General features: G+C 70.9%; 9 protein-coding genes. 4 read left to right on the forward strand and 5 right to left on the reverse strand.

What is annotated here, in order from left to right; translation table 11 throughout:
• The first annotated feature begins 2 nt into the window (after window positions 1-2).
• Window positions 3-1,247 (forward strand): glycosyltransferase, encoded by a 1,245-nt coding sequence (locus ABD333_RS24940; protein ID WP_344544642.1) that lies wholly within the window; start codon window positions 3-5, stop codon window positions 1,245-1,247.
• Window positions 1,248-1,293: 46 nt separating this feature from the next.
• Here the strand turns inward: ABD333_RS24940 and ABD333_RS24945 are convergent, their stop codons facing one another.
• The 4 genes from ABD333_RS24945 to ABD333_RS24960 all read right to left on the reverse strand — a co-directional run bounded on the left by ABD333_RS24945 (window position 1,294) and on the right by ABD333_RS24960 (window position 8,484).
• On the reverse strand, window positions 1,294-2,322 hold the full coding sequence (locus ABD333_RS24945) for an alpha/beta hydrolase (RefSeq protein WP_344544644.1): 1,029 nt from the start codon (window positions 2,320-2,322) through the stop codon (window positions 1,294-1,296).
• Window positions 2,312-5,128 carry an MMPL family transporter gene (locus ABD333_RS24950; RefSeq protein WP_344544646.1) on the reverse strand — a complete coding sequence of 939 codons (2,817 nt, stop codon included), beginning with the start codon at window positions 5,126-5,128 and terminating at the stop codon, window positions 2,312-2,314. The genes ABD333_RS24945 and ABD333_RS24950 overlap by 11 nt, the downstream gene beginning before the upstream one ends.
• A gap of 67 nt (window positions 5,129-5,195) precedes the next feature.
• Entirely contained in the window at window positions 5,196-7,034 is a 1,839-nt protein-coding gene (locus ABD333_RS24955) for a fatty acyl-AMP ligase (protein ID WP_344544648.1), read from the reverse strand.
• Window positions 7,035-7,347: 313 nt separating this feature from the next.
• Entirely contained in the window at window positions 7,348-8,484 is a 1,137-nt protein-coding gene (locus tag ABD333_RS24960; protein WP_344544650.1) for a hypothetical protein, read from the reverse strand.
• A 168-nt stretch (window positions 8,485-8,652) separates the two neighbouring features.
• On the opposite strand from ABD333_RS24960, the gene ABD333_RS24965 reads away from it, so the two are divergent.
• A complete protein-coding gene (locus ABD333_RS24965; RefSeq protein ID WP_344544652.1) occupies window positions 8,653-9,402 on the forward strand; it encodes an IclR family transcriptional regulator in 750 nt (249 codons plus the stop codon).
• Window positions 9,403-9,916: 514 nt separating this feature from the next.
• On the opposite strand, the gene ABD333_RS24970 is transcribed toward ABD333_RS24965, so the two are convergent.
• A complete protein-coding gene (locus tag ABD333_RS24970; RefSeq protein WP_344544653.1) occupies window positions 9,917-10,279 on the reverse strand; it encodes a YkvA family protein in 363 nt (120 codons plus the stop codon).
• Window positions 10,280-10,543: 264 nt separating this feature from the next.
• On the opposite strand from ABD333_RS24970, the gene ABD333_RS24975 reads away from it, so the two are divergent.
• A complete protein-coding gene (locus tag ABD333_RS24975; RefSeq protein WP_344544655.1) occupies window positions 10,544-10,915 on the forward strand; it encodes a nuclear transport factor 2 family protein in 372 nt (123 codons plus the stop codon).
• Window positions 10,916-11,104: 189 nt separating this feature from the next.
• Window positions 11,105-12,112, forward strand: a complete 1,008-nt coding sequence (locus ABD333_RS24980) for an alpha/beta hydrolase (protein WP_344544657.1) — start codon at window positions 11,105-11,107, stop codon at window positions 12,110-12,112.
• The last annotated feature ends 5 nt before the right edge of the window (window positions 12,113-12,117 follow it).

The following is a 12,117-nucleotide window of genomic DNA, read 5'->3' on the forward strand; positions in this document are numbered from 1 at the left end:
TCATGGGCCGCCGCATAGTGATCTTCGCCGCCGGGTCGCGGGGTGACATCCAGCCGTGCGTGGCGCTCGGGCAGGCGCTGGTCGCCCGGGGTGACCAGGTGCGGCTGGTGGCCAGCAACCGGTACGCGCGCCTGGCGTTGTCGGCCGGGCTGGAACTGGCGCCGCTGACCGCGGATCCGACGGAGATCCTGGAGTCCGACGCCGGGCAGGAACTGCTGGCCGGGGGACGCAACCCGGTGAAGTTCCTGGGCGGGTTCCGGCGGATTCTGGGTCCGATGGCCGAACGGCTGCTTTCGGAGTGCCTGGCCGCGTGCAAGGACGCGGATGTCATTCTGGGTCCGACTCTGGGGTTCCTGCCCCAGCACATCGGCGAACATCTCGGCGTTCCGTGGGCGTTCGTTCACTTCCAGCCGAGCCAGCCGACCGGGGCCTTTCCGCACCCGTTCATGCCGCGGGCGCGATTGTTGGGAGCGTGGGCCAACAAAGCCAGTTTCCTGGCCGTCGACCAGATCGCCTGGCAGTTGTCGCGCCCTTTCATCAACCCGTGGCGGCGGGACGAGTTGCGCCTGTCGCCGCTTTCGCCACGCGGCCCCATGCACAAAGTCCGCGACGAACGGCGGCCCGTGCTGGCCTGCTTCAGCCCTGCCGTTGTTCCGAGGCCGGCGGATTGGCCTTCGTACGTTCATGTGACGGGCTATTGGTTCCTCGACGAACCCGAATGGCAGCCGCCGGGTGATCTCACGGACTTCCTCGCGTCCGGTCCCGCGCCCGTCTATGCCGGCTTCGGCAGCATGGTCCCCAAGGACGCGGACATGACCGGGCGGATCGTCCGGGCGGCGCTGCGCCTGGCCGGTGTGCGCGGCATCGTCCAGGGCGATCCGGCCACGTCGGACGACGACATCCTCGCGGTCGACGACGTGCCGCACTCGTGGCTGTTCCCGCGGATGGCCGCCGTCGTGCACCACGGCGGCGCGGGCACGACGGCGGCGGGCCTGCGGGCGGGCGTCCCGACGGTCGTGACCCCGTTCTTCGGCGACCAGCCGTTCTGGGGCGAACGTGTCGCGGCGCTGGGCGCGGGCCCGGCGCCGGTGCCGTTCTCCTCGCTCACCGTGCCCCGGCTCGCCGCCGCCATCCGCCGGGCCACCGGCTCGCAGGACATCGCGTACCAGGCCGCCGATCTGGGCCTGCGCATCAAGGCCGAGGACGGTGTCGCCAAGGCCTGTGCGCTTCTGGACTCGCTCGTATGACGACGCCCCGGGCCGGTGGGTACCGGGCCGGGGCGTCGGGGAGAGGTCAGCGGCGCTTGGCGCCGATGGTCTTCATCATCTGCGGCCACGCGGTGTGCAGCTCGCGCTTCCAGTACGGCCAGCTGTGGCGGCCGTTGCCATAGATGTGCGCGGTGATCGGCACGCGGAGCCGCTTGGCGCGCTCGGCGAACTGCCTGACGGTCGGGCCGATCGCCCGCTCGCTCATCAGGCCGATGTCCCAGGGGGCCATGTCGGGCCTGTCGAACGGGCCGGGCTTGCCGGTCGTGCCGGCCGACACGTAGAAACGGGTCGAGCGCATGCGCGGCAGCAGGTGGATCGGGTCGTGCGCGTCCCAGTTGGCCTTGTCGAGCACCGGACGACCCCAGATGGCGTAGGGGTCCACGCCGTTGCCGCTGTTGGTGTACATCAGCAGCGCGGGAATCCCCGGGGAGCTCATGGACAGGACCCCGCTGAAGCACGCCGCGTAGCGGAACATGCCGGGAGCCCTTCCGGGGTACGTACACGCTCCTTGCGCGCCGGAGGAGATGCCCATCACGGCCCGCGAGCCGCCCGCGTGGTAGTTGCGTTCGACCAGCTGGCGCACCTCACGAAGGTGGAAGTCCTCCCACCTCGGACGACCGCCCTTGCCGTAGTTGTACCAGTTGGTGTACGAGCCGTTAGCGCCCTCCGGCATGACGACCATGACGCCCCACTTACGGGACAGCTTCTGGATGTCGGTGCTCCGGGTCCACGACTTCCAGTTGTCACGGCCGCCGTGGTAGGCGTAGACGACCGGCCAGCTCTGCCGGGACTTGTGCTTCCATCCCTTGGGCAGCAGCACGCGCACGTTCTGCTTGCGTCCGAGCGACGGCGACTGCACGGTGAAGTCGAAGGCCGTCCTGCCCTTGTTCAGCCACTTGTACGCGGTGATACGGGCGCCGTTGTCGGCCTTCCTGAAACCGGCGGCCTGTGCGGGAGCGGCCACGCCCATGGGCAGCACGGCCGCGCCGACGACGGCGGCCGCGGACACGGCCACCGCTCTCCGGGCGCCGCGGTGACGTGACTCAGTTGGCATCGTTGTCCTCCACTGTCCTCCAGCGCCACCCAGAACCACCTGGATTGGGAACTATCTCACGTCTGGTGCGAGTGGTGCGTACGGGTCTTGGTTCGGGCGGCCCGTTCGCCCACGGGGCCCAGGGGGCCTGCGCGGGCTGAGATCCGGTCGCGGTCGGCGGCACCGAGGTCGGCGGGTACGGGGACGTGCCCGGCTCGCCGTGGGGCCCCTCGGCGCCTGGTGAAAATCGTTGTGAGACTGTGTTCGGCGGTTCCGCGCGCTGGAAGGTGATGTTCGGCAGCGCGGCTTCCTGGTAGTCGGCGAACGCGGACGCCCCGTTCGGCCTGAGCGGCGCTGCGGGAGCCGGAGGCGGGGGCGGGGGCGGGGGCGGAACGGGAGGGGGTGAAGGCGGCGCCGGAACGGGGGGCGAAGGCGGCGCCGGAGGCGGGGCGGCAGCGGGCTGCTCCCAGCGCATCGCGTACGGGTAGGGCTGCTCGTCGGGAAGGCGCGGCGGTGCGACGTTGGCCGCGGCGCCCGGCAGGTCGTCGCGTTCGCGAAGGTCCATCTTGGCGTGCAGCCCGGCCAGCGCGGGCGGCAGCCACCAGTTGGCCGTGCCCATGAACCGCATCGTCGCCGGTACGAGCAGCGACCGCACCAGCGCGGCGTCCACGACCACCGCCACGAACATGCCGACGCCGATGAGCTTCACGACCGTGAGGCCCGCCATGCTGAACGCGCCGATCACGACGAGGAACAGGAGCGCGGCGCTGGTGATGATCGCGCCGGTCCGCTGCATGCCGACCGCGACGGCGAGGCGGTTGTCGTGCGTGCGGTCCCACTCCTCGCGGATCCGGCTGAGCAGGAAGACCTCGTAGTCCATCGACAGCCCGAACACGACCGCCAGGATGAGGATCATGCTGGTGGCCTCGACGCTGCCGGTGGGCGTGAAGTCCAGCAGCCCGGCGAGATGCCCGTACTGGAAGCCCCACACGATCACGCCGAACGACGCCCCGATGGACAGCACGTTCATGGCGATCGCCTTCAGCGGCAGCACGACCGAGCCGAAGAACATGAACAGCAGCAGGAACGTGGTGAGGCAGACGATCGCCGCCATCTTCGGCAGGCTGCGCATCAGGGCGTCCATGAGGTCCATCTGGCCGGCGGTGCTCCCGCCCACGTCGATGTGCATGGGATAGCCGTTCTTGGTCAGGCTCATCCCGCGGATCTCCGTGACGAGATCGATCGCCCGCTGGTCCAGCGGTTCGTACTTGTGCGTGACGGAGATCCGGACGCCGCCGTACGAACCCGAGTAGCCGGTGAACTTCGCCTGCGTCACGCCCTGCAACTGGCCTAGCCGCGCCCGGAACCCCTCCAGGTACGGCGGGATGTTGTCGCCGCTGCGCACGGGCTTCCAGTCGCGCGGGATCAGGTCACCGGACACGACGACGTCGATCGGCTCGGCCGAACCGTTCGGGAACTCCTGCTTGACGGTCTCGACGACGGCGCGGGTGGGGCTTTCCTTGGGCAGCACACGCGCGTCCACACTGCCGAACTGCACGCTCAGGAACGGCCCGAACAGCACGCCCAGGATGACGACGGTCACCGCGAAGTACGGCAGCGGGCGCTTCATGACGCTGTGCCCGAGGCGGTACCAGAAGCCGCTGTCGGGGTCGCGCCGGGCACGCTTGGACGTGGGGCGGCGCCACGGCATCCGCCCGGCCTCCACGCGCGCGCCCAGGAGCGCCAGCAGGGTCGGGAGCAGCACGATCGCGCCGAAGACCGCGACGAGGACGGTCGCGATGCCCGCCAGGCCGATGGTCCGCAGGAACATCTGCGGGAAGACCAGCAGGCCGCCGAGCGCGGCCGACACAGTGATGCCGGAGACCGCGATCGTCCGCCCGGCGGTGGCCATGGTGCGGGCGAGCGCCCCCTGCTGGACGGGCCGCAGCGCCCGCCGGTAGGCCTTCTTCTCCGCCTTGCGCTGCCTGCGGTCGGGCGCCTGTCTCCAGGGTTTCCCGGGTTCGATGCCGCCCGCCGTCATGCCGCGTTCCAGTTCCTCCCGGAAGCGGCTCACGATGAACAACGAGTAGTCGATCGCCAGGCCGACGCCCATCATCGTGACGACCTCAAGCGCCATGGACGTCACGTCCGTGAGGTAGGTGACGACGTGCAGCACGGCGAGGCCGCCGACGATCGAGAACAGCGCGACGATCAGCGGCAGCACCGAGGCGGTGAGCGCTCCGAACACCACGACGAGCAGGATCAGCAGGATGGGCATCGAGATGATCTCGGCCTTGACGATGTCGGTGACGACCTGCTCACCGAACTCGATGTTGAGCGGCACCGCGCCGCCCAGCTGCGTCGTCAGGCCCGGCGCCTGGAGCCGGTCCTTGATCTCCTCGTAGCGCAGGCCCTTGTCGGCGTCGGTACCGGTCAGCTTCAGCGCGACGAAGGTCCGCCGTTCGTCGTGCGAGGCGAACGGCGCCGCGTCCTTGGCCTCGAACGACCAGTACGAGATGATCTCGGCGACCTTGTCCTTCGGCAGCCGCGACACGGTGGTGACGACGGCGGCCATGTAGCGCGGGTCGTCCACCGTCATCGTGTCGCTGCTGTAGACCACGAGAACGTCGGGGTTGGTGCTGCCGAAGTACGTGGCGCCGAGCTTGGCGACGAGGGTGGAGGAGGCCTTCGGGTCCTCGAAGCCGCCCTGCTTGAACTTGGCGAAGACGCCGAGGCCCCAGCCACCGGCCAGGACCGTCATGATCAGGATCAGGACGAGACTGGTCCAGCGTCGTCGGTGAATGAGACGCCCCAGCCCGGCGAGCATGATCCTCCTGTGGTCCTCGACCTCTGGTCCGGCGCTGCCTGCGTCCGGCTCTGTCCGCGGTCCGGCGCTACCCGCGTCCGGCGCTTCCCCGTGCCGCCAGCCGGGCCTCCGTCGTCGCCAGTTCCCCGGCCTCGAACCGCTGGCGGGTCGCGGACCGGGCGATCTTCCCGCTGGAGGTACGGGCGATCGCGCCCGGCTCGACCAGCACGAACCTGTGCACGCTCATCTCGTGCTCGATGTTGATGGCACTGCGCACCGCGCTCTCGACCTCGGCGAGGTCGAGCCGGGCCAGCGGCACCCGCCGGTTGCGCTCGGCGACCACCACGAGGAGCTCGGTGTCGTCGCCCTGGACGGCGAACGCGGCGACGTGGTCGGTCCGGACGGCCGGATGCGCCTCCTCCGTGGTGACCTCGATGTCCTGCGGATAGTGGTTGCGCCCGTCGACGATGATGAGGTCCTTGATGCGGCCCGTGACGTAGAGGTCGCCCTCGTGGATCACACCGTAGTCGCCGGTCCTCATCCACGGGCCGGCGGGCAGGTCGCCGGGCTCGGCCAGTTCGCCGCCGAACGTGTCCTGGCTGCGCTCGGAGTTGCGCCAGTAACCGGGGGCGGTGTTGGGGCCGTGCACCCAGATCTCACCCACCCGGCCGTCGGGCCGCTCGGTCCGCGTCTCGGGGTCGACGATCGCCACGATCTGCCCGACCGCGCGGCCGCAGGACACCAGCGTGCTGACCCGGTCGGCACGGCCCTCCGCGTCGCCGCCGTCCGCTTCCGCGTCGTAAAGCCGCAATTCGCCCAGGGTCAGCGCGGCCCGGTCCGCCTCAATGGCCTTGGGCGGCACGTCGTCCCCGTCCGCGGAGACGAAGACGGTCGCCTCGGCCAGCCCGTAGCCCGGTACCTGCGCGCCAGGACGCAGCCCGGCGGGCGCGAACTTCTCGGCGAACGTCGACAAGGTCGAGGGACGGATCGGCTCGGCACCGTTCAGGCAGGCCGTCAGCCCGGTGAGGTCCAGCCGGGCGACCTTCTCCGGCGTGGCCATGGACGCGACGTACTCGTAGGCGAAGTTGGGCCCGGCCGTGTAGACGTTCTTGCTGGGCCGCTCGGCGATGAGCTCCATCCAGCGCATCGGTTTCATGATGAACGACACCGGATCGGTGTAGATCGCGTGGTCGCCGTTCACCAGCGGCAGCGCCATCGTCGCGATGAGGCCCATGTCGTGGAAGAGCGGCAGCCAGCTGACCAGTTCGGGGTTCGGCTTCTCCGGCGCCCAGCCGGCCCACAGCTGCGCCGCGTTCGCCGTCACGTTCCCGTGCGTGATCTGGACGCCCGCCGGACGGCGGGTGGAGCCGGAGGTGTACTGGAGGTACGCGAGGTCGTCGAAGCCGATCGGCTCGTCGCGCCACTGGCCGGCGAGCTCCTCGTCGACCTCCTCCGCGAAGATGATCTCATTCGGCTGCGGCACGTCCTGGTCGGCCAGGAACTTCTCGACGTGCGGCAGCGCGCTGCGCGTGGTGACGATGACCGCGGGCTCGGCGTCCCGGTAGGCCCCGATCAGCCGGTCCGCGTGCCCGGGCAGGTCCGGCGAGAAGAGCGGCACCGCCACGACGTGCGAGTAGAGCGCGCCGAGCATCGTCATCATGTATTCGAGCGTCTGCGGCAGCAGCAGCGCGGCCCGTTCGCCCGGCTCGGTGGACTGCCGCAGCCGGGCCGCCATCGCCCGCGCGCGCCGGTGCGTCTCGTCCCAGGTGAGCGTGATCTTGGCCCCGGAGGGGTCGAGGGCATAGTCCACGAAAGTGAAGGCCGGCGCCTCCGGCTTCTCCGCCGCCCACTGGGCGACGCGCTCGATCAGCGGCGTACGGCCGGTTCCTCCGGGCCCGAGTTCGGGAAGCAGAGAGCCCAGTGCCATAGATCCATCTCCCGGGGGAAGGGCTTCGCGGCGCCGTCGTGGGGTGTGGGCGCGGTCGGCGGACGTGAGCGCGATGGCCGGACGACGGTCGGCGCCCCCGGCACACGGCATTGATCGTGCAGCGTGAAGCTACCGGAAGGTAAGCATGGGGTGCTTTAGCTCGCGGACACATAACATTCCGCTGATTTTGTCACCGCGGTGACAATGGGCCAAATCTGGGCGAATGACCCGTCCCGCCACCGTTGCCGACGATCAAGAGAATGGCGTCCAGCCTAGTGAGTGATCACCGATTTGGCACGGCCCGCCTTCGGCCCTATACGCGGCGGTGGGCGCCCTGACGCCGGACCACGATGCGGCGGCGCAGGACGCTCAGGCACGCGACCAGCCACAGCAGCGCCACCTCGCCGACGAGCACCATCCCGAGAACGACGGTCCAGGAGGTCCCCTCACGCTCTTCCGAGCCGCTGGGCGAGATCATGGTCAGCTGCGCGGCGTCCGCCGCCCGCCCGGCGGTCTGCGCGGGAGCGGGAGCTGGGAGCGACGGCAGGACCGACGGGCTCGGCATGGGCAGCACGCCCGGCCGCGGCGCGGTCCCCATCTGCGGAACGCGCTCCGCCGCACCCGAAGGCGCCGGCATGGCAGGAAGCGGGGGAGCCTGAGGCACAGGAAATTGGGGCGCAGGAAGCTGAGGCGCGGGCACGACCGGATTCAACGGAGCGGCCGGCGGCCGTTCGGGCCTGTGCTGCGAGGGCGGCCGAGCCGGCTTCAGGCTCGGGAGCTTCATTTTGGGCACCTTCCGGTTCGGAGCCTTCCGGTTCGACCCCTGGCCCGGCCGCGTGCTGGCGCTCGCACCCGCCGTCCCCGACCCCGTCTCGGCGGTCGCGCCGGGACTGCCGGACGGGCCTGGCCCGCCCTTGCGACCGGGCGCCTTGGACGGGTCAGGTGCAGCCGGAGGCTTGCCCCGATCCGGGCGCCGGGTCACCGATCCGGACGGCACCTTGACGGCGAGCGTGGCCTCACGGGTCACATTGGCGGCCCCCGCGACCGCCACGATGCGCGGCACACGCCTGGAACGCGTCGCCGCCGGGTAGCGGACACCGACCAGAAGCCTCTCGGACCGGGCGACGTCGCCCAGCGAGCACCGCAGCCGGTGCCCGGCACGTCCGGACACGCACCCGGCCGGGTGCACGGCCCAGACCAGCGGTCGCTGGGCGATGAGCCTCAACGAGGCCGCGCGCGCGACTCCCCCGCTCGTGCGCACCTCCACCTCGTAGGTACGGAGCAGATCGGTGCCGAGCGCGGACCTGCCGACGGGCGTCACCATGGTCGTCATCCGCACCTCGGCGGCCTGGGACGACGAAGAAAAGAGGACCACCGGCGACAGGGCGAGCGCGCCGCTGAGCGCGGCCACCCCCCAGCGCCGCCGTGCGATCCGGCCCCCCGTAGGCACCTGTTCCCCTCTCCGTCATGCGCTCGTGTCGGGGGGAATGGCACCGTTCGGCACCGGACGTAGTGAGTATTGCCACGTCAGCGGCACTGTTAACGTCAAAGGCCCCGCTTTCGCACAGTGAAATCGTTTCTCCGTACAATCGGAGGCCCGCGGAGAGAGGAGACCCCGGTGGCGGAGGCCGTACGGTCGCTGGAACGTGCCTTCGAGCTGCTGGAGCATCTGGCGGACGCCGGGGGCGAGATGGCCCTGTCGGAGCTGACGGAGGTCTCGGGACTGCCGATGCCGACGATCTACCGGCTGATGCGCACCCTGGTGAACCGCGGGTACGTACGGCAGGAGCCCTCCAAGCGCTACGCCCTCGGGCCGCGCCTCATCCGTCTCGGCGAGGGCGCGGGCCGTCTGCTGGGCGCGTGGGCGCGCCCCACGCTGGCCGAGCTTGTGGACGCCATCGGCGAGACCGCCAACATGGCCGTGCTCGAAGGCGACGAGGCGGTGTACGTCGCGCAGGTGCCATCCCGGCACTCCATGCGGATGTTCACCGAAGTGGGCCGCCGGGTCCAGCCCCACTGCACCGGCGTCGGGAAGGCCCTCCTCGCCCAGCTCCCCGAGCCGAAGGTCCGCGACATCCTCGCCCGTACGGGCATGGCCGCACAGACGCCCCACACCTTCACCGACCCTGACTCCCTGGTCGACGAACTGGCCCGCATCCGCGCCCAGGGCTACGCGCTGGACGACGAGGAACAGGAGATCGGCGTCCGCTGTGTGGCCGTCGCACTACCCGAGGCCCCCACGCTGACCGCCATCTCCGTCTCCGGCCCCTCGGCCCGCATGACCGCCGAGACGGTCACCGAGATCGTCCCCGTCATGCAGGACGCGGCGGCGCGCTTCACCACCGACCTGAGACCCGCCGCCTCCTGACGCCACGGCGGACACGCTCACGGACAGCGGGCCGACCCCACCCACGGACGGGCACGCTCGCGAACGGCGAGCAAACCCACGTACGTGCGGGCACCCTCACAGAGAGCGGGCCGTCCCACGAACGGACCGGCACGCTCACAGTCAGCGGGCCAACCCCACGAACGGACGGCCACGCTCACGAATGGCGGGCAACCCACGTACGTGCGGGCACCCTCACGAACGGCGGGTGACCCATGAACGGGCGGGCACGCTCACAGTCAGCGGGCCACCCTCATGAACGGGAGGGCACGCTCACAGACGGCGGGCCAACCCACGTACGTGCGGACACGCTCCCGAACGGCGAGCAAACCCACGTACGTGCGGGCACCCTCACGAACGGCGGGCCGACCCACGAACGGACCGGCACGCTCGCAGACAGCGGGCCAACCCCACGAACGGGAGGGCACACGAACGGCGGGCGAACCCATGAACGGACGGGCACGCTCACGGACGGGCGGACGGCGGCGGCGGCGGGTCAGTCGATGACTTCGCCCACGACGACGGTGGGACGGCCGCCGCGTTCCCAGGTGACGAAGTCTCCCGCGGACTTGACCAGCAGCGCGAGCAGCCACAGGGCGACGCCGGTGTCGTCGGCGATGCCGATGACCGGCAGGACCTCGGGGATGGCGTCGATCGGCGAGACGATGTAGATCAGACCGAGGGCCAGCAGGCCGAGCGTCCCGTACGACATGCCCTTGTAGTCGCCGCGCAGCACCGACTTGACCATGCGCGGCACCGCACGGACGCGCTCGAACAGGCCCGGGGCGTCGGGCTGGAGCGTCTCGCTGTAGATCTGCCAGGCCTGGCCGGCCGCTGCCGCACTGCGCTTCTTGTTCACAGGGCACTCCTACTTCACACGAACCAGGGCGCGCCCCCGCGGCGCCCACGACTACCTACGACGTGCCGCAGGCCGAGGTTGTTCCCGCAGCCGCACATGACCCGGATCACCTCGAATCAATGGGAACCACCCCAGGCCGCCATCCATACCGCCCATGAGCCGGGCTGACCGGAGGCGGTCAGACGAGAGTCGACAGGCGATGATCCCGCGTAGCGTTTCGCATCCCTTTGACCCCATTTGCCCGTCTAGTTCCCAGGAGCCGCGATGCAGCGGAGCATCACCCGCGAAAGCCTTGAGACCCTCGTCCGGAGCTACTACGACCATGTGGACGCCGGGCACCTGGAGGCGCTGCTGGCACTCTTCCACGACGACATCGAGTACGAACGGCAGGGCACCCCCACCATCGTCGGCCTTCCCGCGCTGCGGGCGTTCTACGAGTCCGGCCGTGTCATCGCGGATGGCGCGCACCGGCTCGACCAGGTGCTGTCTGGTGACGACTGGGTGGCGGTACGCGGCAGGTTCGAGGGGCGCCTCCGCGACGGGGAGGAGGTCCGGTTGCGCTTCACCGACTGGCACCACGTCCGGGACGGCAAGATCATCCGGCGCGAGACGCTCTTTCCCGGCCGTACGGTCTGATGGCTTTCTTCGTGGACGGGATCTGGTTACCGCTGGTCAGGGTTCTCTGCCATGCCAAAGGCGGTGATTTGGGCGCGTTTCCGGGTGCTCGCTGCAAACATGGCTTTCGAGACCCGTGCACGCGCAGGGGAGCGCCGCTCCTGCCTGGCGTGGTCTCCCCAGCGTCGAGCACGGGGAGCTGACACAGGCATGACCGGCGAACGTCCGACAAGCACCACCCGCACCCGCCTGCCGATCCGGCCCGTTTCCGGGACCGCGGCGGGCACCGCGTACCTCGCGTTGCCTCCGACCGCCGTCGACGCGCGCCCGGCGGGCCCCACCCGGCTCATCATCGGCTGGCCCGGCTTCGATCCGCCCCGGGCGGCCGCCGCGTTCGCCGCGGCCGTGCCGCTGACCGGCGTGCCGACCTGGCGCGTCTACCTGGAGCTACCGGCTCCGGACGGCGAGCCGCCGGCCGGGCTCACCTCGGGCGACCTGCTCGACGAGGCGGGCATCGAGCGATACGCCACCGTCGTCGAACGGGCGGTCGCGCGCCTGCCGGCCGTGCTCGCGGCCCTCCGCCGTGACCTCGGGCTCGACGACGGACCGATCGGACTGACGGGCTTCTCCGCCGGTGGCACCGCGGCACTGCTGGCGCTGGCGCGGGGTGTCGTGCCGGTGAGCGCCGCCGCGGTGGTCGCGCCGGTGATCGCCCCGGCCGGAGCCGCGCGCGCCCTCGAAAAGCGGTCCGGGCGCGAACGAGCCTGGTCCGCCCGCGCACACGACCTCGCCGCCCGGCTCGACCTCGCCGCTTGCGCCGGCGACATCTCCGGCCGCGGCGCCGCGCTGCTGCTCGTCGCGGGCGCCAAAGACCGTCTGGTGCCTCATAGCGAGATCACCGCGCTGCGTGACCGGCTCAAGCTGCACGGTGCCGAGACCGTCGACTCCGCGACGCTCCGCATGGGCCACCAGCTGGCGGCAGGGCCGGGCACCCAGCCGCTGCCGCCGACCATCGAGGCGGTACGCGCCGACGGCGCCCTCTCCGACTGGTTCCGCGAACGGCTCGCCACGGTGGGCCCGCCACAGGCCGTCCTGGCGCCGCAGGCCGCGCCCCCCACCGCCGCGCAGACGGAGCACCGACCCGCGCAGGGACCGGTGCCCCTCCATCTCGAAGGCTCGGGGCTGGAGGCCGCCGGCAGCGCCGGTCGCCGCGCCTGATCGGG

It is taken from the genome of Actinomadura fulvescens (assembly GCF_039533225.1).
Taxonomy (GTDB): Bacteria; Actinomycetota; Actinomycetes; order Streptosporangiales; family Streptosporangiaceae; genus Spirillospora; species Spirillospora fulvescens.

Excerpts from the sequence above, each read along its gene's own strand:
- ABD333_RS24940 (WP_344544642.1), top strand. The coding sequence starts at position 3 with ATGGGCCGCCGCATAGTGATCTTCGCCGCCGGGTCGCGGGGTGACATC.
- ABD333_RS24945 (WP_344544644.1), bottom strand. The coding sequence starts at position 2,322 with ATGCCAACTGAGTCACGTCACCGCGGCGCCCGGAGAGCGGTGGCCGTG.
- ABD333_RS24950 (WP_344544646.1), bottom strand. The coding sequence starts at position 5,128 with ATGCTCGCCGGGCTGGGGCGTCTCATTCACCGACGACGCTGGACCAGT.
- ABD333_RS24955 (WP_344544648.1), bottom strand. The coding sequence starts at position 7,034 with ATGGCACTGGGCTCTCTGCTTCCCGAACTCGGGCCCGGAGGAACCGGC.
- ABD333_RS24975 (WP_344544655.1), top strand. The coding sequence starts at position 10,544 with ATGCAGCGGAGCATCACCCGCGAAAGCCTTGAGACCCTCGTCCGGAGC.
- ABD333_RS24980 (WP_344544657.1), top strand. The coding sequence starts at position 11,105 with ATGACCGGCGAACGTCCGACAAGCACCACCCGCACCCGCCTGCCGATC.